Consider the following 24,434-nt stretch of genomic DNA (forward strand, 5'->3'; position numbering starts at 1 on the left):
CCGACCAATCATGTTGCTGCGCACAAATGCCAAAACGGGGGTAAGTCCTGATGAGGTATGATCGATTATTGCCCCATTGATAATTTTCGCATGATGAAGAAGCTTCCATATATCGGCGGAGCGCGCGGGTGACGGCCATGGCCCCGAGGGTGCTGATGATCGGTACCGCGCTGTCCGGCAAGGGAGGAATCGCCGCGGTGGTCTCGGTACTGGACCAGGACGGCCTGTTCGAGCGCGAGGGCGTGCGCTACCTGGCCACCCATGCCGAAGGTTCCCGTGCCGGCAAAGCCAGGGTGGCCCTGGCCGGCTTCTGGCGCACCGCGCTGGCCTGCCTGCTTGAACGCCCGGCCGTGGTGCACGCGCACTCGGCCTCGCACGCCAGCTTCTTCCGCAAATCGCTGCTCCTGTTGATCGCGCGCCGCTGCGGCGCGCGCACCGTCTTCCACCTGCACGGCGGCGGCTTTCGCGACTTCGCCACCAGCGAGTCGGGCCCTGTGGCTCGCTGGTGGATCCGCCATACGCTCGAGGCCAGCTCGGTGGTGATCGCCTTGTCAAGCGGCTGGGCGGCATTCCTGGCCGGCTTTGCGCCGAAAGCCCAGGTGCGCGTGGTGCCCAATTCGGTCGATGTCGCGCGCCTTGCCTCACGCTGCGAAGAAGAGCCGGGCCGCATCCTGTTCCTTGGCCGCGCCGACACGCCCAAGGGCGTGTACGACCTGCTTGCCGCCGTGGCCGCGCTGGCGCCGGCATTCCCGCACGTCCGGCTGGCCGTCGGCGGCGACGGCGACCTGGCGCTGCTGCGCACGCGCGCCGCCCAGCTTGGCGTCGCCGAACGCCTCGAAGTGCTTGGCTGGATCGGCGCGCAGGACAAGGCCGACCAGCTGGCGCGCGCGTCCGTGTTCTGCCTGCCGTCCCATGCCGAGGGCCTGCCGATGGCCATGCTCGAAGCGATGGCAGTCGGCAAAGCGGTCGTGGTGTCGCGCGTCGGCGGCATTCCTGAAGCAGTGGTGGACGGCGACAACGGCTTGCTGGTCCCGCCGCGCGATGTGCAGGCGCTGGCTGCGGCCCTGTCGCGCCTGATGTCCGATGAAGTCCTGCGCCGCCGCCTCGGCGAACGCGCGCGCCAGACCGTGGCCGAACGCTTTTCCACCGCGGTCGTCATCGGCAAGCTGTCCGCCGTGTACCGCGAACTGTGCGCGCGGGGAGCGCGATGAGCCGCCAGCCGCCGGTCGAGCGCCTGGCCTGGCTGGTCAACCGGCTGCGCTGCATGTCGGTGGGCGAAGTGGGCTACCGCATGCAGCAGGCGGCGGTCGGCCGGCTCGAACGGCGCGGCATGCTGCGCTGGTCGGCGCCCGCGCCTGAAAGCACGGCGCGCGCCTTGCCGCGCGCCGGCACGCCGCCGCTGCAGCCCGGCGAGGCCGACGCCATCCTGCTTGATGCTGAACGCATCAAGTCGGGCGAAGTCGTGCTGTTTGCCGAATGCCGCTTCAACGTCGGCGCGCAGCCCGAATGGAACCGCGACCCTGCCAGCGGCGTGCTTGGCCCGTCGGTGTTCGCCGGCGACATCCGCATCACCGACCGCGCGCTGGTGGGCGACATCAAGCACGTCTGGGAACTGAACCGCCACCTGCACCTCGTGCGCCTGGCCCAGGCCTGGCGGGTCAGCGGCGACCCGGCATGGCTGGCCGTGCTGCGCGCCCAGGTCTCGGGATGGCTGGAACAGTGCCCGCCGATGACAGGCCCGAACTGGACCAGCTCACTGGAAATGGGCATCCGCCTGATTAACTGGGCCATGGTGTGGCAACTGGCCGGCGGCGCCGACGGCCAGCTGTTTGCCGGCGAAGGCGGCCAGGCGCTGCGCCGCGCATGGCTGGACAGTATCTACGCCCACTGCCAGTCGATTGCGCGCCACCTGTCGCGCCACTCGTCGGCCAACAACCACCTGATCGGCGAACTGGCGGGCCTGTATGTGGCGACCACCGCATGGCCATGCTGGGACCAGTCGGCGCGCTGGCGCGGCCAGGCCGCGCGCGAACTCGAACATGAGGCGCTGGCGCAGTTTTCCAGCGATGGCGTCAACCGCGAGCAGGCGTTTTCGTACCATGTATTCTCGAGCGAATTCCTGTTCGTGGCGGCGCTCGCGGGGCAGGCCAGCGGAAGGCCGTTCTCAAGCCAGTACTGGGAGTCGCTGGAGCGTGCGCTGCACTTTTTGCGCTCGGTGATGGACGTGGGCGGCCATGTGCCGATGGTCGGCGACGCCGACGACGGCATCGTCTGGCGCCTCGACCCCGGCCACAACGACCGCGCTGCGCTGCTGCTGTCGCTCGGCGGCGCGCTGGCGGGCGAGCGCGCGCCGCAAAGCGCCACCGCGCGCTGGCTGCTGCACGCCTTTCCGGGACAGCGCCCACGCAGCATCCAGCCCGCGCAGGCGCCCGGCTGGTCCTTCCCGGACGGCGGCTACCTGCTGTTCGGGCGCGATTTCGGCGCCGCCAGCGAGATCAAGGGCCTGCTCGATTGCGGCCCGCTCGGCTATCTCGGCATCGCGGCCCATGGCCATGCCGATGCCTTGTCGCTGACCTTGTCGGTGGCCGGCGAAGAATGCCTGGTCGATCCGGGCACCTATTCGTACTGGCAGGCCCTGAAGTGGCGCGACTACTTCCGCGGCACCTCGGCCCACAACACGGTGCGCGTGGACGGCGCCGACCAGTCGGTCAGCGGCGGGCGCTTCATGTGGGTGCGCAAGGCGCGCAGCCACGTCGAACGCATGCCGCAATCGCCCGGCCAGTTCGATTTCCGCGGCACCCACAACGGCTACATGCGGCTGGCCGACCCGGCGCGCCACATCCGCGAAGTCAAGTTCGACGCCGCCTCGCGCACGCTGATCGTCACCGACCGGGTCGCCGCAAAGGGAGCGCACAAGGTCGAACAGTTCTGGCACTTCGCGCCCGGCCTTGCGGTCACACGCCATGCCAGCGGCGTCCACGTGCGCGGCAAAGCGTTCGGGCTCCAGCTGGAAGTGGTGGGCGAGGGGGCCGTCATCGAACTGGTGCGCGGACAGGAAGACCCGCCGCTGGGCTGGTACTCGCGCAGCTACGAAGCGAAACAGCCGTGCGATGTAGTAAAAATTACAACAGTATCGAACGGCGCGCCGTTAGAATGCCGGTTTACAATATCATTTTCTCAATGTTTACCTGAAGGTTAGCTATGCCTACTATTTACCTGGTCGCGGGCGCCCGCCCGAACTTCATGAAGATTGCACCGATCGTCCGCGCGTTCCAGGCGCAGCAGGCGCTGTCCTTCAAGATCATCCACACCGGACAGCACTACGACCGCGACATGAACGAGGTGTTCTTCGAAGAGCTGGGCATCCCGCAGCCGGACGTGTTCATGGCCGCCGGCGGCGGCAGCCACGCGCAGCAGACCGCCAAGATCATGGTCGGCTTCGAAGAGCTGTGCATGGCCGAGCGCCCCGACGCGGTGCTGGTGGTGGGCGACGTCAATTCGACGCTGGCCTGCTCGATCGTCGCCAAGAAGCTCAACATCCCGGTCGCGCACGTCGAAGCTGGCCTGCGCAGCGGCGACATGTCGATGCCGGAGGAGATCAACCGCCTCGTCACCGACAGCATCTCCGACTGGTTCTTCGTCACCGAGCCGGCCGCGCTGGAACACCTGAAGCGCGAAGGCAAGCCTGATTCGGCGGTCCACTACGTCGGCCACGTGATGGTCGATAACGTCCTGTTCCAGGCCGATAAGCTGACCCGCGCCGACACCAGCGGCTTCGAGACCGCCGGCTTCAAGGCTGCGCGCTCGGACGCAAAGCAGCGCTACGGCGTGGTCACCCTGCACCGTCCGAGCAATGTCGACGATGCGGAAAACTTCGCCCGCATCGGCGGCGCGCTGCGCGAGATTTCCAACGAACTGCCTTTGATCTTCCCGGTCCACCCGCGCACCCGCGCCAACCTGGAAAAATTCGGCATCGACCTCGGCCCGAACATCACGCTGGCAGGTCCGCAGGCTTACATGGCCTTCCTCAACCTGTGGAAGGATGCGGCGGTGGTGCTCACCGACAGCGGCGGCCTGCAGGAAGAAACCACCGCGCTGGGCGTGCCTTGCGTGACGATCCGCGAAAACACCGAGCGTCCTGTCACGGTCGATGAGGGCTCGAACGTACTGGCCGGCACCGACCCGGAGAAGATCCTGCTGGAAGCGCGCAAGGTACTGCGCGGCGAAGGCAAGACCGGACGCCGTCCGCACCTGTGGGACGGCAAGGCGGCCGAGCGCATCGTCGAGATCCTCGCGAGGTATGTGTCATGAGCGGGCGCATCACGTTGATGGGGTGCGAGGTCGATAACCTGACGATGGAAGAGACGCTTGGCAAGGTCGAGGGTTTCATCCAGTCGGGCCGGCCGCACCAGCACGTGGTGGTCAATGTCGACAAGCTGGTCAAGGCCAGCCGCGACCCTGGCCTGCGCGGCATCATCAACGAATGCGCCTTGATTAACGCCGACGGCATGCCGGTGGTGTGGGCTTCGCGCCTGCTCGGCAAGCCGTTGAAGGAAAGGGTCGCCGGCGTCGACCTTTTTGAAGCGCTGATGGCGCGCGCAGGCGACAAGGGCTGGCGCGTGTTTTTGCTCGGCGCGCGCGAGGAAGTCGTGCGCGCGGTAAAGGACACGTACGAACGCAAGTACCCGAAGCTGCAGATCTGCGGCTACCGCAACGGTTACTGGAAGGGCGAAGAGGAGGAGGCCCAGGTCGCCGCGCAAGTACGCGACAGCCGGGCCGACCTGCTGTTCGTGGCGATCAGCTCGCCCAAGAAAGAGCAGTTCCTCGGCCGCTGGCAGGCCGACATGAAGATCCCGTTCGCGATGGGCGTCGGCGGCACTTTCGATGTCGCGATCGGCAAGGTGAAACGCGCGCCGGTGTGGATGCAGAAGTCGGGCCTCGAATGGTTCTACCGCTTCCTGCAGGAGCCGCGCCGCATGTTCCGCCGCTATTTTATCGATGACATGGCCTTTATCTGGCTGTTCATCAAAGAGGCCGCAAGGCGCTAAAAATTTACCGCCGTCGTTCCCGCGCAGGCCTCGGCGGCCCCGCAGGAACCCATAGCTTCGCTCAGCATGGATTCCCGCCTCCGCGGGAACGACGGGACTAATAAAGGGACACAGATGAAGATACTCGTTACAGGCGGCATGGGCTACATCGGATCCCATACCTGCGTTGAACTGCTCAAGGCCGGCCATGAAGTGGTCGTCTACGACAACCTCTCCAACAGCAACACCGTCGTCGGCGACAAGGTCGCCCAGATCACCGGCAAAAACATGGCCTTCATCGAAGGCGACATCCGCGACCGCGCCGCGATGGAAGCGGCGTTCGGCTCCAATGCGATCGAGGCGGTGATCCACTTTGCCGGCCTGAAGGCGGTCGGCGAATCGGTGGCGCAGCCGCTGCGCTACTACGATAACAATGTCTACGGCAGCCTGGTGCTGTTCGAGACGATGGCGAAGTTCGGCGTCAAGACCCTGGTGTTCTCGTCGTCGGCCACCGTGTATGGCGATCCGGCCAGCGTGCCGATCGTCGAAGACTTCCCGCTGTCGGCCACCAACCCTTACGGCCGCAGCAAGCTGATGATCGAAGAGATGCTGCGCGACCTGTCGGTGTCCGACCCCAGCTGGCGCATCGCGCTGCTGCGCTATTTCAATCCGGTCGGCGCGCACGAAAGCGGCCTGATCGGTGAAGAGCCGAACGGCATCCCGAACAACCTGGTACCCTACATCGCCCAGGTCGCCGACGGCCGCCGCGAATTTTTATCGGTGTACGGCGGCGATTATCCGACCCCGGATGGCACCGGCATGCGCGACTACATCCACGTTGTCGACCTCGCCATTGGCCATGTAAAAACGCTAACCAAGCTGGCGACAGGTCCTGGCGTTGTTACGTACAATTTGGGGACCGGGCGCGGCAACAGCGTGCTGGAAATGGTACGCGCCTTCGAACAGGCTTGCGGCAAACCCATTCCCTACAAAATCGTTGACCGCCGCCCAGGCGACATCGCCAAATGCTACGCCGATCCCCACCGTGCCCAAACCGAGCTCGACTGGAAGGCCGAACGCGATGTCGCACAAATGTGCGCCGATGCATGGCGATACCAGTCAATGCCGAAGTAACGAAAAGGATGGACCGATGAAAGCTATGATTCTGGCTGCGGGCAAGGGAACACGCGTACGTCCGCTCACCTATGACCTGCCAAAACCAATGATCCCGCTGCTTGGCAAGCCGGTCATGGCTTACCTTGTTGAACACCTCGCCAAACACGGCGTCACCGAAATCATGGTCAACGTCAGCTACCTGCATGACAAGATCGAAGAATATTTCGGTGAAGGCCACCAGTTCGGCGTCCAGATCGGCTACTCGTTCGAAGGCTATACCAACGACGACGGCGAAGTGGTGCCGCAGCCGATCGGCTCGGCCGGCGGCATGAAAAAAATCCAGGAGTTCGGCGGCTTCTTCGACGAGACCACCATCGTCTTGTGCGGCGACGCGCTGATCGACCTCGACCTCAAGTCGGCGCTGTTCGAACACCGCCGCAAAGGCGCGCTGGCCTCCGTCATCACGCGCGAAGTCCCGTGGGACAAGGTCTCCAGCTACGGCGTGGTGGTCACCGACAAGGAGGGCCGCATCACCCAGTTCCAGGAAAAACCATCGAAGGAACAGGCGCTGTCGAACTTCATCAGCACCGGCATCTACATCTTCGAACCCGAAGTCATCGACCTGATCCCATCGGGCCAGTCGTTCGACATCGGCTCCGAGCTGTTCCCTTTGATGGCCGAGCGCGGCCTGCCGTTCTACGCGCAGAAGCGGCCGTTCAACTGGCTCGACATCGGCAGCGTGGCCGACTACTGGGAAGTGCTGCAGGACGTGCTGAAGGGCGAAGTGGCCCACATGGACGTGCCGGGCATCCAGGTCGAAGACGGCGTCTGGGTCGGCTTAAATACCAGCATCGACTGGAACGGCACCGTCATCAAGGGGCCGGTCTACATCGGCTCGGGCTGCCTGATCGAATCAGGCGTGACCATCATCGGGCCGACCTGGATCGGGCACGGCAGCCACATCTGCGAAGGCGCCGAAATCACGCGCAGCGTCTTGTTTGAATATACAAGGGTGTTGCACGATGTAACGTTGCATGAAATGATAGTATTTAAAGATTATAGTGTCGACCGTCAAGGCGAGATGAAACACAGTACCGAATACTCGTCCGAAGAGTGGGTGAATGCGCGCGACCGGCGCCAGCACCGCCGCACTGAAGGCGACATGATTTACGCAAAATAAGAAAAGGATTTACATGAAAATTTACCCAGTCATCCTCTCCGGCGGCGCCGGCACCCGTTTGTGGCCGCTGTCGCGTGCAGTGCTGCCCAAGCAGCTGCTGCCGCTGGTGACGGACCGCACGATGCTGCAAGAGACAGCATTGCGGGTTGGGGACTGGCCTGAACTGATGGCGCCGCTGGTTGTCTGCGGCAATGACCATCGCTTCATGGTGGCCGAACAGATGCGCGAAATCGGCGTGACGCCGCTTGGCATCCTGCTGGAACCGGCCGGCCGCAATACCGCGCCCGCGGTGGCTGCCGCCGCCAACTACCTGATGGCGATCGATCCTGAGGCCGTCATGCTGGTGCTGCCGGCCGACCACGTCATCAAGGACAAGAAAGCCTTTGCCGACGCGGTCGCGCGCGCCGCCAACACGGTGCGCGATGGCGCGCTGGCTACTTTCGGCATCGTGCCGACCGCGCCGGAAACCGGCTACGGCTACATCCGCCGCGGCAGCGCCATCGGTTCCGACGACTGCTACAAGGTCGACCGCTTTGTCGAAAAGCCTGACCAGCCCACCGCAGAAGGTTTTGTCGCCGATGGCGGCTACTACTGGAACAGCGGCATGTTCCTGTTCCGCGCCCAGACCTATCTGCGCGAACTGGAGCAGTTCAAGCCGGACATCGCCGCCGCTGCCGAAGCTGCCGTTCGCCTCGGCTACCGCGACCTCGACTTCTGCCGCCTGGATGAAGCCGCCTTTGCGGGCAGCCCGTCCGACTCGATCGACTATGCCGTCATGGAACGCACCTCGCACGCGGTCGTCGTGCCGGCCGATATCGGCTGGAGCGACGTCGGCTCGTGGTCGGCCTTGTGGGAAGTGCAGGAAGGCGATGCCCAGGGCAACGTGCAGCGCGGCGACGTCTACCTTGACGGCGTGTCCAATTCGCTGGTGCGCGCCGAGAGCCGCATCGTGGCCGTGGTTGGGGTGTCCGACTTGGTCGTGGTCGAAACGCCGGACGCGGTGCTGGTCGCGCACAAGAGCCAGGTCCAGCGGGTCAAGCAGGTGGTCGACCACCTGAAGTCGAAGGAACGCACCGAACACCTGCACCACACCAAGGTGTACCGCCCGTGGGGCTACTACGAAGGCATCGATGCGGGCGACCGCTTCCAGGTCAAGCGCATCTGCGTCAAGCCGGGCGAAAAACTGTCGCTGCAGATGCACCACCACCGCGCCGAGCACTGGGTGGTGGTCAGCGGCACCGCGCGCGTGACCTGCGGCGAAACGGTCAGCCTGCTGGCCGAGAACGAGTCGACCTACATCCCGATCGGCATGAACCACCGCCTGGAAAATCCGGGCAAGGTGCCGCTCCACATCATCGAGGTGCAGTCGGGCAGCTATCTTGGCGAGGACGACATCGTCAGGTTCGAGGACATTTACAAGCGCGCGTAAGCGCCAGGCAAAGGAGGCTCAGGCCTCCTTTTTTTTCGCCTGGAAATATGCATTGCGTAGCGGACTGAGCCGTAAGCGCACTGCATCCTACCGTGCGTGACCGCACCAAACTTCCAGGCCACTGTGGTAGGTTTCACTGATCACCGCATCTATAAAGGATGATGACATGAAGAAAATCAAAATGGCGGGAGCCGCCCTGGTGCTGGCCTGCGCGCTGCCGGCGCAGGCGGGCGCCATCCTCGGCGGCAGCGCGCTGCTTGACGCCAGCGGCCATGCCCAGCTTGAACGCTGGCTGGGGCAGGGGACGTTCGACCTGTCCAACGTGTTCACGCGCGACGGGGACGACACCTCGGCCGACTTCCATGCCGCCACCGACGGCCGCGGCCCCACCTTTACGCTGATGCAGGTCACCAACGACGCCGGCCAGAGCTTCCTGGTGGGCGGGTTCAATCCGCAAGGCTGGTCGTCCACCGACGGCTGGCACAACACGCCCAGCGACGCCTACCGCACCGGCTTCATCTTCAACATGACGGAACCGGCGGTGTACCGCCAGGTGCTGTCGGACTACGTGCTGCCCAGCCAGGGAGAGCGCCAGACCTTCAACGGCATCGACTACGGCCCGACGTTCGGCACCGGCCACGATTTGTACGTGAACGCCTCGCTGAAGGCGGCGTTCTCGTGGCAGGTCACCTACGGCAATCCGCTCGACTCGGGCCTGTCGATCATCGACCGCTCGCTTGGCGGCCAGCTGGTGCAGGTCGATGCGCTGGAAGTGTTCACCTTGTCGCCGATTCCCGAACCTGCCACCTACGCGATGCTGCTGGGCGGGCTGGCACTGCTGGGCGGCGCTGCCCGGCGCAGCATTGTCATAAAATAAGTATTGAAGATTTTTCAACTGATACAGGCAAGCTGAATTTGAAGAGCACAACCCTGCTGGCCCGCCACCTGGTGCGGCGCAACCTGCTGTCGCGCGCGCGCGCCGCCGGCCTGCTGGCGCGCGAGCGGCTATCCCCCGGGCGCCTGCGCGAGCGCCAGCAAACGCTGCTGCGCGCCAGCTTTGACAGCGCGCGGCGCAAGCTGCCGTTCTACGCCAGCCAGCCGGAAGCGCCGCCCGGCGCCGACCTGCACGGCTGGCTGCGCGACTACTACCCGGTACTGTCCAAGCCCGACCTGCTGGCCCGCCGCGCCGAGCTGTACCCGGCGGCCGGCAAGCGCCGCCCGTGGTGGCCGCTTGGTAAAACCAGCGGCACCTCGGGCACGCCGCTCGAAGTGTTCCGCAGCATCCCATCCGTCATATGGGAAGAAGCGTTCAACATGCAGGCCTGGGCCTGGGCGGGTTTTCGCGACGGCCAGCCGCAGGCAGTGTTGCGTGGCGACGATGTTGCCGATGTGGCGCAGACGGCGCCGCCGTTCTGGTTCTGGGACCGTTTCGGACGCCAGCTGTTCATGTCCACGCGCCACCTGTCGGCGCCCAATGCGGCGGCTATGCTCGACGCGCTCAAGGCCGCCAACCCGGCCATGCTGCGCGCCTACCCCTCGTCCTGCGTCGAGCTCGCCCGGCTGGCCGACAACAGCGGCTACCAGCTGGCGCTGCCGGCAGTGGTGACGGGGTCCGAGCCGCTGTACCCGGTGCAGCGCGAGCTGATCCAGCGCGTCTTCGGCTGCAAGATCTTCGATTTTTACGGCATGGCCGAACGGGTCGCCTACGCGGCGCAATGCGAGCACGGCCACTATCACATCAACCCGGAATACTCGGTGGTCGAGATCCTCGACGACCACAACCAGCCGACGGACGACTTCGGCTATATCGTCGGCACCACCTTGCACAACCATGTGATGCCGCTGCTGCGCTACCGCATTTCCGACCGCGCCCGCTGGATCCCCGGGCCATGCCCGTGCGGGCGCAGCTATCCGCGCATCGAACTGTCGTCGGGCAAGGTGGAAGACCAATTGTTCGACCGCGACGGCGCGCCGGTAAGCGCCAGCATCATTACCTTCGCCTTCAAAGGACTGTCCCACATCCGCAAGTCGCAGGTGGCGCAAGTCGGGCCGGGCCGCTGGGAAGTGCGGCTGGTGCCGGACGCGGGCTACGGTGACGCGGACGGCGAGGCGCTGCTGGCCAACTTCGGCAAGTACATCAGCAACAAGCTGGACGTAAGCCTGCGCATTGTCGACGACATCCCCCTGCTGGCCAGCGGAAAATACAAGTGGGTGGCGCAGGAGTGGAAGGGCGCCGCGGCGGCAGGCCCCAGCCTGCCTGTTCAACGATAGGACGCGCTATGCATCGTCTGACCCTTGCCGTACTTCTTGCCATGGTCGGCAGTGCGCAGGCTGAGCCGGCGCGGCCGGGCCTGAGCCCGAAGCAACTGGCCATCGTCATCAACGACGCCGACCCCAACAGCGTTGCGGTCGGCGCCTACTACCGCAAGGTGCGCAATATCCCGAAGGCCAATGTCGTCCATGTGAGCATCCCCAACAGCCCGCAGCGGCTCGACGCCGTGCAGTTCTCGGTGCTGAAAAAGGAAATCGACAGCCAGCTGGGCGACGGCATCCAGGCTGTGCTGATGATCTGGACCGCGCCCTACGCGGTCGAATGCAATTCAATCACCAGCGCCTACACGATGGGCTTCGACCCGGGGCAGTGCACGCGCACCTGCGACGCCGGGCGGCCCAGCAAGTACTTCAATTCCGCCGCCAGCCAGCCCTACGCGGCACTGGGCATGCGCCTGTCGATGCTGCTGCCGGCCGACTCGGTACAGCAGGCCAAAGCGGTGATCGACCGTGGCGTGGCGGCGGGTTTTCGCATCGTTCCCGCCACTGCCTATTACATGGTGACGTCCGAGGCCGCGCGCAACGCGCGCGCCAGGTTCTACCCGCCGGCGGCGCGGCTCGCGTCGAAGAAGATCGCCACCAAAGTGGTGCATGCCGACGTGCTGGAAAACGCCGACGACATCATCATCTACCAGACCGGCATGGCCCACGTCGGCAAGCTCGACACGCTGGGATTTCGTCCCGGCGCGCTGGCCGACCACCTGACCTCGCTCGGCGGCGACCTGCTTGGGCAGTCGCAAATGAGCAGCCTGCGCTGGCTCGAAGCGGGCGCGACTGCCAGCTACGGCACGGTCAGCGAGCCGTGCAACCACTGGCAAAAGTTCCCCCATCCCGCCATCTTGCTGCGCCATTATGTGGGTGGCGCCAGCGCCATCGAAGCCTACTGGAAGAGTGTCGCCTGGCCCACGCAAGGCCTGTTCATCGGCGAACCCCTCGCCGCGCCCTACCGCCGCTAAAAAACAGCTAACAAGGCGCACGTTCTTCCTCTTTCCCAACTTCGGGGTCAGACCCGGGGTCAGGTCCCGGATCTGACCCCGAAGTTGGGGTCTGTCCCCGGGTCTGATCCCGATGTTGAAGCCCGAGATTGCGATGGGTGAGCTGGCCGAGCGGCGACGCGCCAGCGCGGCGATTCTTATCCGGCATGCATACCAGATTAGTCCAAGCGGACTAATGCCCAGTCATCACGTTGTCATTTTGCGCATTTACTATCCTTTTTGCTAATAACCAATACTTTTTGCTAACAGTCGGCAGCCTGGCGCATGGATATTTCCATCACGGCTGGCGCTTTTTCGGGAATTTCAATGACCAAGATTCATGCTCCAGGACGGCTGACCGTCCTTGCCGCGTTGCTGGCCGGGATGGCTGCGCCAGCCTTCGCGGCGTCCGATATCGTCATCAGCCAGGTATATGGCGGCGGCGGGAATTCCGGTGCGGTCTATAAAAACGATTTCGTCGAGCTGTTCAACCGCGGCGCTACCGCAGTCAGCCTCGAGGGCATGAGCATCCAGTACACGTCGTCGAATGGCCCGGGCGCCACCGGTACGTCCAACTGGGGCGTGGCCGTGCTGCCTGCAAAAACGCTGCAGCCTGGCCAGTTCCTGCTGATGCAGATGGCCGCCGGCGCAGGCAGCCAGCCGGCGTTGCCCGTTGCCCCTGATGGCACCGGCTCGCTGAACCTGTCTGGCAGCGGCGGCAAGATCCTGCTGAGCAGCGGCACCGCGCCGCTCACCGGCTTCCAGCCAACGACCTCCGTGCTGGACCTCCTCGGTTGGGGCACCACCAACGGCTACGAGGGCGCCTTCGCATCCGGCACCAGCAACGCGACCGCCATTGCGCGTGCGAACGCTTGCGTCGATACCGACAACAACGCCGCAGACTTCGCGGTGCAGGCTCCGTCGCCACGCAATATGGAAACCACCCCGACCCCTTGCGGCGGCCCGGTGGTAGTCCCGATCGTGGCAAGCTGCCCGGCCAACCTGCTGGTCCAGCAGGGCGTTGCCGGATCCGCGCCCTTGTCGGCGTCCGATGAAGACGGCATCGTCACCGGCGCATCGATCACCGGCGGCGCGGCTGCGGGCATCACCTTGGCAGGCTTTACCGCGTCAAGCGCCAACGGCCAGCCGGCCACGGTCAGCCTCGACGTCGCGTCCAGCGTGGCGGCCGGCACCTATCCGGTGGTCGTCAACTTCACCAACAACCAGTCGCAGGAAAAGAGCTGCACCATCGGCGTGAGCGTGCAGGGCCTGGCCGCCGTCACCCACACGATTCCCGAGATCCAGGGGCCAGCCGCAAAGAGCCCGTACGAGAACACCGTGCAGACCACCGAAGGCGTCATCACGCACAAGGTCGGCAGCGGCTTCTTCATGCAGGACGCGGCCGGCGACGGCGTCGAAGCGACTTCCGACGGCATCTTCGTCTACATGGGCAGCACGGCGCTGTCGGCCAATGTGGGCGACCTGGTGCGCGTCACCGGCACCGTGACCGAATACGCGCCAACCGGCGCGTCGCGTAGCTACACCGAACTGAAAGATACGACCGCGGTCATGGTGCGCAGCAGCGGCCACAGCGTGGCGCCGACCAACGTCGATTCGCTGGCCGGCCTCGACAAGGTCGAAGGCATGCTGGTCAATTTCACCAACACCCTGACCGTCAACCAGACCGCCTACCTGGGCGAGCGCGGCGAACTGACCCTGTCGGTGGGCCGCCGCGAAACCCCGACCAACCGCTTCCGCCCGAACTCGCCGGACGCACTGGCACTGGCCGCTGCCAACGCAGCGAACCAGCTGGTCCTCGACGACAACATCTTCGTCACGCCAACCGTGATTCCTTACATCGGCGAAGGCGGCACCGTGCGCGCCGGCGACAGCGTGACCGGCCTGACCGGGGTGATCGATTTCGGCGCCATCGGCGGTGGCGGCGCCACCTTCAAGCTGCAACCGACCGCGGCGCCGCTGTTCTCGCGCACTAACGCGCGCACCGATGCACCGCTTGTGGCCGCGGGCAATGTCAAAGTGGCCAGCGCCAACGTGCTGAACTTCTTCACCACCTTTACCAACGGCGGCGATGCCTGGGGCCGTACCGGCCAGGGCTGCAAAGTCGGCAGCACCACCCGCGCGTCGAACTGCCGCGGCGCCGACAACATGGCCGAGTTCGAGCGCCAGCGCGACAAGATCGTCCATTCGCTCAAAGCCATCGACGCCGACATCGTCGGCCTGATGGAAATCCAGAACAACGACGACGTCGCGGTATCCTACCTGGTCGATGCGCTGAACCAGGCCGTTGGCTTCACCGCCTACGCCTACGTGCCGCGTCCGCCGCAAACCGGTACCGACGCGATCCGCGTGGCGATGATCTACAAGCCGGCCAAGGTCAGCCTGCAAGGCACGGCGCTGTCCGATGGCGACCCGGTCAACAACCGTCCGCCGATGGCGCAGGCCTTCAAGGCTGCCAACGGCGCACGCTTCTCGCTGATCGTCAACCACCTGAAGTCGAAGGGCTGCGGCGGGGCCTCCGGCCTCAACGCCGATCTCGGCGACGGCCAGTCGTGCTACAACGCCGACCGGGTCGAGCAGGCGGTCCGCCTGCGCGACGTGTTCATCCCGCAGGTCGTCGCAGCCGCCAACGACACCGATGTGCTGGTGATCGGCGACATGAACGCGCATGGCTTCGAAGACCCGATCCACGAACTGATGAAGGGCGGCTATGTCAACCAGCTGGAACGCTTCGTGCGTCCGCATGGCCTGCCTTATTCCTACGTGTTCGGTGGCCACAGCGCCTACCTCGACCATGCACTGGCCAGCGCGTCGCTCAATAGCCAGGTCGCTGATGCCACCGAGTGGCACAACAATGCCGACGAGCCGGAAGTGATCGACTACAACCTGGACGGCAAGCCCCAGGACCTGTACGTCAACAACGCCTACCGCGCATCGGACCATGACCCGGTCGTGGTCAGCCTGGCGCTGGCGCCGACCTACGCCGACGTCACCACCAGCTTCAGCCGCGCGCTGTCGGGCCCGACCTACAACCGCAGCACCGGCAAATACACCGGCAAGGCCACCTTCACCAACAAGACCGGCGCCACGATCAACGGCCCGTTCCATGTGACCTTCAGCGGCCTGGCGGCAGGCATCACGCTCGATAACGCCAGCGGCCAGCACAACGGCGTGCCTTACATCACTGCCACCGCAGCGTCGGTCGCCCCAGGCGCCACCGTCACCGTGTCGATGACCTTTACCAACCCGGCCAAAGCCGGTATCAGCTTCAGCAACGCCGTCTACCGCGGCGCATTCTAAGGAATTATTACCATGTTCAAACTCCAGACCCTTCTCCGCCAGGCCATGCTCGCACTGTTGTTGTGCGGCGCCAGCCTTGCCGCCCACGCCGACGTGATCCCGGGCAGCTACCGCGTCACCATCAACTCCAATGTTGCGGGCGCCAGCTTCCTTGACATGAACTTCAACAGCTTCGGCGGCGCTGCCGAAGCCATCGCCACCATCTCGAACCTGCAGGGCGCTTTCGGCGCGGTCGACTCCTTCGAGGGCAACGTCGGTTTCATGCCAGGCGGCGTATTCACGATCAGCAACCAGGGTACGAACTTCCTGACGCACAGCATTACCGCTGGCGGCATGCTCAGTTTCGATGTCGTCTTCAGCGGCGCCTTCCTGACCGAGATCGGCGACTTCACCAGCATCTTCTCGGCCGCCTTGCTTGGCGATGACTACGCCGCTGTCGGCAACGCCGAGGGCGACGTGATTTTCTCGATCGCCCAGATCAGCGACACCGCGGCCGCCGCCGTTGGCTTCGAGACCTTCGGCAATGCCGAGGTGTCGGTCAACGCGGTGCCGGAACCTTCCGAACTGCTGCTGATGCTGACCGGCCTTGCGCTGATGGGCGCGATGGTGCGCCGCCGCCAGCGTTGACCGGCACGCAACGGGCCACATCGGCCCGTGTTCTGCAAGCACATTTGCTCGGAAACGACAGATGTGCTTTTTTTTAGCCTGTGTGCAACTTGTCTCTTAGAATAGGGCAGGTTTTCATGCACAAGGTGTTTCATGGCAGCACAGATTCTCGTCGTGGACGCCGACCAGGCGATCCAGCAGCTCATCGGGCTGAACCTCGCCAGCGCGGGCTACCAGGTGCAGGCCGCGGCCGACGCCGAGGCGGCGCTGGTGATGCTCGACGAGGATCTGCCCGACCTGGTGCTGGCCGAATGGACCTTGCCCGGCCAGTCCGGGGTTGCCTTGGTCAGGCGCATGCGCTCCCAGCCGCGAACGCGCGAGCTGCCGGTGATCATGGTCAGCGCGCGCAGCAGCGAACACGACAAGGTACTGGCGCTGGAATCGGGCGCCGACGATTACATCACCAAGCCTTTCGGCACGCGCGAGATGCTGGCGCGCATCCACGCGCTGCTGCGCCGGCGCGCCCCGCACGCGTCCGCCGATACCGTCCAGATGGCGGGGCTGCGCCTGGAGCCGGGCACCCAGCGTGTCACGGCCGGCTCGCACCAGATCACGCTGGGACCGGTCGAGTTCCGCCTGCTCAATTTCCTGATGCACCATCCCGAGCGTGTCCACAGCCGCTCCCAGCTGCTCGACAAGGTGTGGGGCAGCCACGTCTACCTCGATGAACGCACGGTCGACGCCCACGTCGGCCGCCTGCGCAGTGCGCTGCAGCCGAGCGGCCACCAGGAGCATATCCAGACGGTGCGCGGCAGCGGCTACCGTTTCGTGGTGGCGTGGGAAGCGCGCCCGCGGCTGGGCTGGCCGAGCGCGGCCTGAACCGTCGATGAACGAACTCGTCATCCTCTCGCCGCTGGAGCAGGAGTACCTGCTGCGGGTGGTGGAAGCGGGCGCCCGGGTGCGCGACATGCGCCAGTTTTTCCTGTGGACGCAGGGCCAGCTGCAGGCCCTGCTGCCGCACCAGGTGCTGCTGTGCATGGAGTACGGCCCCGGCGACGCCTTGCGCCGCCTCGAATGCATCCACGGCGCCGTGCTGGACGAGGATATCCTGCGCCAGCTGACCGATCCGGCCCACGGGCTGGCGGTGCAGGCGGCGCGCGCCGGGCGCGAAGGCTGGCGCATGCCGGCGATCGCCGTCGCCAGCCAGGGCGGCGCGCCGGCGGCAGTCGGGCTGGCGCTGGAGCGCAGCGGCTTTGATAATCTTCTGGTGCATGGCAGCGGCATGCTGGCCGGCGGCGCCAGCGTGTTTGCGCTGCTGGGCCTGCCGATCAAGCCGGGTCCGCGCCACGCCTACTTCCTCGAACTGGTGTTGCCGCACCTGCATTTCGCCTTGCTGCGTTGCGCGCAGCAAGAGCCGGCCCGCATGGTGCAGGGACGCGCCGGCATCGCGCGCCCTCTGTCGGTGCGCGAGGCGGAAATTTTGTCCTGGGTAAGGGAAGGGAAGAGCAACTACGAGATCGGCAGCATCCTGGGCATCAGTGCACTTACCGTCAAAAACCACTTGCAGCGAGTGTACCGCGCACTCGGCGTCAGCAACCGTGCCCACGCCCTGTCGCGCTGCCACGCGCTTCGGCTGCTGGAGCCGGAAGGGATGGCGCCGGCGGGCGGGCGGCGCGCCCGGCCGGGGTAAGCCCGCATGGGCGGCGCAGGATGATTATTGTGCGCGCTGCAGGGTGGCGGTGCCGAGCGCTTCCGGCATGCGTGCCTCGGCCAGGGTCATCGCGTGCGACGGAACATTCGGATAGCCTGGTTGCGCCGAGGCGTCCGCTTGCGCGGCGCGCTCCATCGATGCAGCACGGAACTGGTCCGCGAGGCCGTCCGCGCCGCCCAGGCAGGAAGGATCGTTGCAGGCAGAAGCGACTGGCATCGGGGCTTGGCTTGGCGCTGGCGCGGCAGGCGACGCCGCGATCTGGGCCGGCGCCTCTGCGCTCAAGGCAACGGCGTCGCCGCTGCCGCCACATGCGGCCAGCGAAGCCAGGATCAGCGAGCCAAACAAGGTACGGAAGAAGCAGGATTTCATGATTATTTCCACAGGGCAAATGCGATTAACGTAAAGCATTGTATGTCCGAATTTTGCCGTAGGCCAACTTTTCTTTGTTGATCCAACGCGAAGGTTTACGTTTTTGTATCGAAATGACGTGGAAATCCATGATTTTGGCAGCCAATAAGCGAAAATGTCCTCGCGGAAATGTCAATTTTATAGGATTGGCGTAACATTTCCGCGACGAAAAAAAATCTATTTTGTAAAAAAATGTATGAAAGCTGGCATGCCGACGCGGAGCGCCGTTGCGATTTGAAAAGTTGGAAGGGCGTGCAAGGGCGTGCATGGCCACCGCCGCGATGGCGGGGCGGATCTGCACCAATTTGTCGTAAATTTGTCGGTGTTTCTTACAGCTGGGCCCGGCCTGACAGCCCGGCTTTACCCAACTTGTTGATTAGTATGACGTCTTTCCCCTAGGCATAGATCATGCTTATGGATGAGTTGCTGGCACAAGCCAGCGAGCAAGCGCAGTTGCTTGAAACGCCGGGCCAACAGTTTGGCGTACTCATCATAATTACTAGAACAGGGGATTTCGTGGCTACATTCAAACAGACGCGAGTAGGTGGCAAGCTGGTCAAGCAGCTTGCAGTGGCAGCAGCACTGTGCACCGCTAGCGTGGCGCAGGCAGGGGTGCTGAATTTCGAAGGCGCGGTGTCGCCATTCGTGTTCGCCAATGAGACGGTTACCGATGGGAAGTACTGGATGACCGCCCTCGGCGGCGCCGAAGGTGACCTGACAGGCATGTTCATCAATGGTGCGGAGCAGGCGGATATCTGCGCCGGCGCTGAACTCAAGTGCCCGCAGAACAACAGCAGCACCTACTATGCGGCCCTGGCTGACAGCTACCTCGTGTTTGGTTTGAATAGTGGCAACAGCTTCCGACTGGACAGCTTCTCGGCCAGCTTCATCGGCACCGGCGGCGCGCTGACCCGCGGCCTGCTGCTCCTGCAAGGCTACGGCCAGGATGGCCTGGCCCTGGGCGGCGCGCTCCAGATTGCCTTGCCGGTGGCGGTGAACGGCCAATACAACTTTGGCACCTTCAACCTGGGCGCCGCGTTCAGCACCGAATACGCCGCGGTCCGCTTCCTCGGCTATGGCTGCGACGCCAGTGGCATGTGCTTCCGCAACCTGAACGGTTCCAACTTCGCGATCGACAACATCGTGACCTCAGCGGACATTCCTGAACCAGCCAGCTTCGGCCTGCTCGGCCTGGGCCTGCTCGGAATGGCTGCCTTGCGCCGCCGCAAGCACGCTGCCTGAGCAGTTCCCTCCGCACCCAACTGACCTGATCGAGAACCGTTCATGATGCCCAAACTTCGCCCAATTTCCCTGGCAGCGATGCTGCTGCTGTCCGGTGTCACCCTGGCCGTATCGGCCCAGGAGGCACGCCGCCCTTATATCGTCCAGCTGCAAGACCAGCCTGCCGCCAGCTACACCGGCGGCGTCGCCGGCCTGGCCGCGACCCAGCCACAACCTGGCGTGCCCTTCGACTACACCGCGAGCGGTGTCCAGGATTACGTCCAATACCTCGACGACAAGCGTAGCGCAGTGCTGGCCACCGTCGCCAATGCGCCGGTGATCGCCAGCTACGACGTCGTGCTGAACGGCTTCGCCGCGATGCTGACCGACGCGGAAGTACTCAAACTGAAGAGCAACTCGGCCGTTGCCGACGTGCAGGCCGACGTGGCCCGCCACGTCGATACCGTCTCGACCACCAGCTTCCTGAAGCTGACCGCCAACGGCGGCCTGCACTCCCAGTATGCCGGCGGCGCGCTGGTCAAGGGCGAAGACATGGTCGTCGGTATCGTCGACGGCGGTATCTGGCCTGAAAACCCATCGTTCGCCGACCGCGTCGACGCCAACGGCAAGCCGACCTTCGACCCAAGCGCCACCCTGGCGTACACCAGCATCCCGGCCTCGTTCAAGGGCGGTTGCCAGGCCGGCGAGGGCTTCGACCCGGTCAAGCATTGCAACACCAAGCTGGTCGGCGCGAAATTCTTCAACGCCGGCTTCCTGGCGGCGAACCTGCCGAAGAACTGGACCGAGTACTATTCGCCACGCGACTCGAACATCGGCAGCGACGGCGTGTCGAGCGGCCACGGCGGCCACGGCGACCACACCGCAGCGACTGCGGCCGGCAATGCCGGCGTCGCGGTGACGATCAACGGCGTGCCGATGGGCGAAGCGTCCGGCGTGGCGCCGCGCGCCCGCGTGTCGTCGTACAAGGTGTGCTGGACCTACGACGACAAGACCAATCCGGACGGCTCCAACTCGCGCAACTCCTGCTTCAACTCCGACTCGGTCAAGGCGATCGACGAAGCGGTCAAGGATGGCGTCAACGTCATCAACTACTCGATCAGCGGCTCGCAGACCTCGTCGGCCGACCCGGTCGAGCAGGCGTTCTACCGCGCTTCGCTGGCCAATGTCTTCGTTGCAGCCTCGGCCGGCAACAGCGGCCCGGCCAATGCGGTCGCCCACATCAGCCCATGGCTGACCACGGTAGCCGCGTCGACCCACGACCGCAACTTCCAGGGTAGCGTTGTGCTGGGTAACGGCGGCAGCTATTCCGGCGCGTCGCTCAACACCGTCACCGTCACTGCCCAGCCGATGATCCTGGCCGAGCACGCCGCCCTCGGCGCCGGCAACGCCAGCCTGTGCTACAGCGCCAATGCGCCAGCCGGCCAGGCCTTGCTCGACCCGGCCAAGGTGGCTGGCAAGATCGTGGTCTGCACCCGCGGCGAGAACGCCCGCGTCGACAAGAGCCTGGCGGTCGCCAATGCCGGCGGCATCGGCATGATCCTGGTCGACAACGGCGCCGGCCTGGTCGGTGAAGTCCACTCGGTACCGACTGTCCACGTTTCGGCAGCGGACGGCGCCCTGATCAAGGCCTACGCACCGACCGCAGGCGCGACCGCAACCATCAACCGCTTCACCCTGCAGACCAAGCCGGCGCCAATCATGGCTGGCTTCTCGTCGCGCGGCCCGAACATGGGCGACGCCAACATCCTCAAGCCTGACCTGACCGCGCCAGGCGTCGATGTCATCGCCAGCGTCACGCCGGCGCTGAGCCCGGCCGAGCGCAACGGCGTGGCCGATGGTTCCTTCGTGCCGGGCGACGCGTATGCTTCGTACCAGGGCACCTCGATGTCGAGCCCGCACGTGGCCGGTATCGCGCTGCTGCTGCGCCAGCTGCGTCCGGAGTGGTCGCCTGCCGCCGTCAAGTCGGCGCTGATGACCACCGGCTTCACCACCCTGAACGACGGCCTGGCCGGCGCGCAAAATGGCTTGCTGCCATGGGCGCAGGGCGCGGGCCATGTCGACCCGAACAAGGCTGCCAATCCGGGCCTGGTGTACGACGCAGGCAAGGCTGACTTCATCCAGTACCAGTGCAAGGTCAACAAGGCACTGGTGAGCCCGGCTTCCGATTGCACCACCTTCGGCACCCTGGACGAAACCTACAACCTGAACCTGCCGTCGATTACCGCCGGCCAGATCCAGTCGAGCGTCACCATCCGCCGTACCGTGACCAACGTCAGCGGCGCCCAGGCGACCTACAATGCCACCGCATCGGTTCCTGGCTTTAGCACCGTCGTATCGCCATCGACGCTGACCATCCCGGCCGGCGGCAAGGCAAACTTCACCGTCAAGCTGACCCCGACCAGCGCGCTGACCAGCACCTGGTACTTCGGCAGCCTGGCCTGGAGCGACGGCGCCACCACGGTGCGCAGCCCGATCCAGGCCCGCGCAGCCCAGTCGATCACCGCGCCAGCTGAACTGACCAGCGACAAGGTCTCCGGCAGCAAGCTGTTCCTGGTCAAGACCCTGTTCTCGGGCAAGATGACCGCGACCAAGGGCGGGATGAAAGCCGTGACGATGGGCAGCCCTGTGACGCTGGCTCCGACCAGCGCCTCCAGCGCGACCCTGCGTACCGCCTGCGGCAACGGTTCGCTGGCCGGGTCGGTCAAGACGTATGAAGTGACCATCCCTGCCGGCGCCGTCGTGGCCCGCTTCGCCCTGCGCCAGCAAGACACCAACGGCGCCGACCATGACAACGACATGGGCCTGCTGCACCCGTCGGGCGCCTGGTCGTACTCGGGTAACGGTGGTTCCAACGAGTCGATCCAGCTCAGCAGCCCGGCGGCCGGCACCTACCGCCTGTGCGTCCTGGCATACGGCGGCGCGCCGAGCATGACCCACCAGCTGTCGTCGTGGGTCGTGACCCCGTCCGACGTTGGCGGCAACCTGACCGTGGCCATTCCTTCCAAGGTTGTTGCTAACGCAAACACCACGGTCGGCATGAGCTGGTCCGGCCTGCAGTCGGGCAAGCGTTACCTGGGCGGCGCCCAGTTCCGTGACCTGAGCGGCAACGTCCAGGCCACCACGGTCCTGCGTGTCGAAACCGGCACGGAATCGGTACCGCTGGCGGACGGCGGCGCCAAGGCATCGGCCAACAAGAAGTAATTTGCTGAAGCAGGGCAGCCGCCTGGGATTTCCCAGGCGGCTGTTTGCATTTCAAGGGGGCGGTTTGCCCCGGAAGACGAGCCGCAAATGAAGCGAAAGAAAAGTTGTCTCATCTATTGGCGGCATGGTAGCCTTGCACGCCAAACATCTTTGGCAGTACGCAATATCATTCAGTAATCCAGGAGGCGGCAGCATGTATCGACCAGCGAAACACGGCGCAACCATCATGCATGCGCCATCGCCACGCGCACGCGGCTTCACGCTGCTTGAACTGCTGGTGGTCATCGTCATCATCGGCCTGCTGGCCGCTTACGTTGGTCCGAAATATTTCTCCCAGCTTGGCAAGTCGGAAGTGACGATCGCCAAGGCCCAGATCGAAGCATTCGAAAAATCGCTCGACACCTACCGCCTCGATGTCGGCCGCTATCCGACCACCGAAGAGGGCATGGCCGCGCTGATGACCGCGCCGCCGGCGGCCGGCATCAAGTGGAATGGCCCTTACCTGAAAAAAGGCGTGCCGCAAGACCCGTGGGGCCAGGCTTACCAGTACCGTTCGCCGGGCAGCAAGGGCGACTACGAGATCGTCTCGCTGGGCCGCGACGGCCAGCCTGGCGGCACCGGCGACAACGCCGATATCAGCTCGCAGTAAGCGCGCACAATCAACCGACTTCGCCCACCGACTTCGCCAAGGCACCATGCAGTTTGCTGTCCGTACCCTCGCGCCTGACATGTCGATCGCCAGCCAGGTCGTGGACGCCCACGACGCCGCCGACGCCCGCCGCCAGGTCGAGGCGCGCGGCCTGTTCGTCAGCGCCGTCGAGCCGGTGCGCTCCGGCGGCCTGGGCGCGCGGCGCGGCCCGCGCATGTCGCTCGTCCTGTTCAGCCAGGAGCTGCTGGCCCTGCTGACCGCTGGCCTGGGCATCGTCGAAGGCCTCGAAGCCCTGCTCGAAAAAGAAGCCAACCCGTCCACCCGCGGCGTCATCGAACGCCTGCTTGGCGGCCTGCGCGAAGGCAAGCGCTTTTCCAGCGTGCTGGCCGAACAGCCCGACCTGTTTCCGCCCCTGTATATCGGCATCGTGCGCGCGGCCGAAGGCACCAGCGACCTGCCGCGTTCCCTGTCGCGCTATATCGACTACCAGCAGCGCATCGACCTCGTGCGCAGCAAGATCGTCAGCGCCGCTATCTATCCGGTGATCCTGCTGGCCGTCGGCGGCGGGGTCAGCGTATTCCTGATCGCCTACGTGGTGCCGCGCTTCGCCGAGGTGTACCACGGGGCAGGGCGCAACCTGCCGTGGATGTCGAAGATGCTGCTGTCATGGGGCCAGTTTGCCGCCGCCAACACCACCGTGCTGATGGCCGCCGCCGCCGCGCTGCTGGCCGGCCTGGTGCTTGGCCTGCGCCGCCTCGCCGGCAACGGCGGCTTTGCGCGCCTGGCCGCGCGCCTGCCCGGCATCGGCGAGCGCGTGCGCATCTATGAACTCTCGCGCCTGTACCTGACGCTGGGCATGCTCAGCGAAGGCGGCATCCCGCTGGTGCAGGCGATCGGCACCGTGCAGGCGATGGTCTCGCCCGCGATGCGCGCCAACCTGGCCGCGGCCCGCAGCGACATCGAGTCCGGCCTGCCGCTGTCGGGCGCGTTCGACGCCCATGGCCTGACCACGCCGATCTCCCTGCGCATGCTGCGGGTGGGCGAGCGCACCGGCGACATGGGCCCGATGCTGACCCAGTCGGCCGCCTTCTACGACGGCGAGATCACGCGCTGGATCGACCGCTTCACCCGCACCTTCGAACCGCTGCTGATGGCGGCCATCGGGCTGGTGGTCGGCGCCATCGTGGTGCTGCTGTACATGCCGATCTTCGACCTCGCCGGGGACATGTCGTGAGCGCCGCA

General features: G+C 65.2%; 19 protein-coding genes. 18 read left to right on the plus strand and 1 reads right to left on the minus strand.

Annotation, left to right across the window (positions count from 1 at the left end):
- Nucleotides 1-137 precede the first annotated feature (137 nt).
- From LMJ30_RS17100 to epsA, 14 genes are all read left to right on the plus strand, one after another.
- Entirely contained in the window at nucleotides 138-1,211 is a 1,074-nt protein-coding gene (locus LMJ30_RS17100) for a glycosyltransferase (RefSeq protein ID WP_229433638.1), read from the plus strand.
- Nucleotides 1,208-3,199 (plus strand): heparinase II/III family protein, encoded by a 1,992-nt coding sequence (locus tag LMJ30_RS17105; protein WP_229433639.1) that lies wholly within the window; start codon nucleotides 1,208-1,210, stop codon nucleotides 3,197-3,199. Before LMJ30_RS17100 ends, LMJ30_RS17105 begins: the two co-directional genes overlap by 4 nt.
- Before the next feature lie 2 nt (nucleotides 3,200-3,201).
- Entirely contained in the window at nucleotides 3,202-4,311 is a 1,110-nt protein-coding gene (wecB, locus tag LMJ30_RS17110; RefSeq protein WP_229433640.1) for a non-hydrolyzing UDP-N-acetylglucosamine 2-epimerase, read from the plus strand.
- Nucleotides 4,308-5,048: a WecB/TagA/CpsF family glycosyltransferase gene (locus LMJ30_RS17115; protein WP_229433641.1), complete on the plus strand. Its 741-nt coding sequence runs from the start codon at nucleotides 4,308-4,310 to the stop codon at nucleotides 5,046-5,048. The genes wecB and LMJ30_RS17115 overlap by 4 nt, the downstream gene beginning before the upstream one ends.
- Nucleotides 5,049-5,162: 114 nt before the next feature.
- Nucleotides 5,163-6,161, plus strand: a complete 999-nt coding sequence (galE, locus tag LMJ30_RS17120) for a UDP-glucose 4-epimerase GalE (RefSeq protein WP_229433642.1) — start codon at nucleotides 5,163-5,165, stop codon at nucleotides 6,159-6,161.
- 16 nt (nucleotides 6,162-6,177) lie between these two features.
- The gene (locus tag LMJ30_RS17125) at nucleotides 6,178-7,323 is read left to right on the plus strand and encodes a nucleotidyltransferase family protein (RefSeq protein WP_229433643.1); all 1,146 of its coding nucleotides are present in this window, start codon (nucleotides 6,178-6,180) and stop codon (nucleotides 7,321-7,323) included.
- Nucleotides 7,324-7,336: 13 nt separating this feature from the next.
- Nucleotides 7,337-8,752 (plus strand): mannose-1-phosphate guanylyltransferase/mannose-6-phosphate isomerase, encoded by a 1,416-nt coding sequence (locus LMJ30_RS17130; protein WP_229433644.1) that lies wholly within the window; start codon nucleotides 7,337-7,339, stop codon nucleotides 8,750-8,752.
- Between the two features lie 166 nt (nucleotides 8,753-8,918).
- Nucleotides 8,919-9,629 (plus strand): PEP_CTERM-anchored TLD domain-containing protein, encoded by a 711-nt coding sequence (locus LMJ30_RS17135; RefSeq protein WP_229433645.1) that lies wholly within the window; start codon nucleotides 8,919-8,921, stop codon nucleotides 9,627-9,629.
- Nucleotides 9,630-9,667: 38 nt separating this feature from the next.
- On the plus strand, nucleotides 9,668-11,023 hold the full coding sequence (locus LMJ30_RS17140) for a phenylacetate--CoA ligase family protein (protein ID WP_229433646.1): 1,356 nt from the start codon (nucleotides 9,668-9,670) through the stop codon (nucleotides 11,021-11,023).
- 8 nt (nucleotides 11,024-11,031) lie between these two features.
- On the plus strand, nucleotides 11,032-12,039 hold the full coding sequence (locus LMJ30_RS17145; RefSeq protein ID WP_229433647.1) for a TIGR03790 family protein: 1,008 nt from the start codon (nucleotides 11,032-11,034) through the stop codon (nucleotides 12,037-12,039).
- A gap of 345 nt (nucleotides 12,040-12,384) precedes the next feature.
- Nucleotides 12,385-15,375 (plus strand): ExeM/NucH family extracellular endonuclease, encoded by a 2,991-nt coding sequence (locus tag LMJ30_RS17150; RefSeq protein WP_229433648.1) that lies wholly within the window; start codon nucleotides 12,385-12,387, stop codon nucleotides 15,373-15,375.
- Between the two features lie 12 nt (nucleotides 15,376-15,387).
- Nucleotides 15,388-16,002 carry an NF038129 family PEP-CTERM protein gene (locus tag LMJ30_RS17155; RefSeq protein WP_229433649.1) on the plus strand — a complete coding sequence of 205 codons (615 nt, stop codon included), beginning with the start codon at nucleotides 15,388-15,390 and terminating at the stop codon, nucleotides 16,000-16,002.
- A gap of 132 nt (nucleotides 16,003-16,134) precedes the next feature.
- The gene (gene phoB / locus LMJ30_RS17160; protein WP_229433650.1) at nucleotides 16,135-16,860 is read left to right on the plus strand and encodes a phosphate regulon transcriptional regulator PhoB; all 726 of its coding nucleotides are present in this window, start codon (nucleotides 16,135-16,137) and stop codon (nucleotides 16,858-16,860) included.
- Between the two features lie 7 nt (nucleotides 16,861-16,867).
- The gene (gene epsA, locus LMJ30_RS17165; RefSeq protein WP_229433651.1) at nucleotides 16,868-17,671 is read left to right on the plus strand and encodes an XrtB/PEP-CTERM-associated transcriptional regulator EpsA; all 804 of its coding nucleotides are present in this window, start codon (nucleotides 16,868-16,870) and stop codon (nucleotides 17,669-17,671) included.
- A 24-nt stretch (nucleotides 17,672-17,695) separates the two neighbouring features.
- Here the strand turns inward: epsA and LMJ30_RS17170 are convergent, their stop codons facing one another.
- Nucleotides 17,696-18,061, minus strand: a complete 366-nt coding sequence (locus tag LMJ30_RS17170; RefSeq protein ID WP_229433652.1) for a hypothetical protein — start codon at nucleotides 18,059-18,061, stop codon at nucleotides 17,696-17,698.
- A gap of 555 nt (nucleotides 18,062-18,616) precedes the next feature.
- On the opposite strand from LMJ30_RS17170, the gene LMJ30_RS17175 reads away from it, so the two are divergent.
- The 4 genes from LMJ30_RS17175 to LMJ30_RS17190 all read left to right on the plus strand — a co-directional run bounded on the left by LMJ30_RS17175 (nucleotide 18,617) and on the right by LMJ30_RS17190 (nucleotide 24,426).
- Nucleotides 18,617-19,342: an NF038120 family PEP-CTERM protein gene (locus tag LMJ30_RS17175; RefSeq protein WP_229433653.1), complete on the plus strand. Its 726-nt coding sequence runs from the start codon at nucleotides 18,617-18,619 to the stop codon at nucleotides 19,340-19,342.
- Between the two features lie 42 nt (nucleotides 19,343-19,384).
- On the plus strand, nucleotides 19,385-22,543 hold the full coding sequence (locus tag LMJ30_RS17180; protein ID WP_229433654.1) for a S8 family serine peptidase: 3,159 nt from the start codon (nucleotides 19,385-19,387) through the stop codon (nucleotides 22,541-22,543).
- Nucleotides 22,544-22,736: 193 nt separating this feature from the next.
- Nucleotides 22,737-23,192 carry a type II secretion system major pseudopilin GspG gene (gene gspG / locus LMJ30_RS17185; protein ID WP_229433655.1) on the plus strand — a complete coding sequence of 152 codons (456 nt, stop codon included), beginning with the start codon at nucleotides 22,737-22,739 and terminating at the stop codon, nucleotides 23,190-23,192.
- A gap of 46 nt (nucleotides 23,193-23,238) precedes the next feature.
- Complete coding sequence (locus LMJ30_RS17190; protein ID WP_229433656.1) at nucleotides 23,239-24,426, plus strand: type II secretion system F family protein; 1,188 nt, start codon at nucleotides 23,239-23,241, stop codon at nucleotides 24,424-24,426.
- The last annotated feature ends 8 nt before the right edge of the window (nucleotides 24,427-24,434 follow it).

The organism is Massilia agrisoli (assembly GCF_020831365.1).
In the GTDB taxonomy this organism is placed as follows: Bacteria; Pseudomonadota; Gammaproteobacteria; order Burkholderiales; family Burkholderiaceae_D; genus Telluria_A; species Telluria_A agrisoli.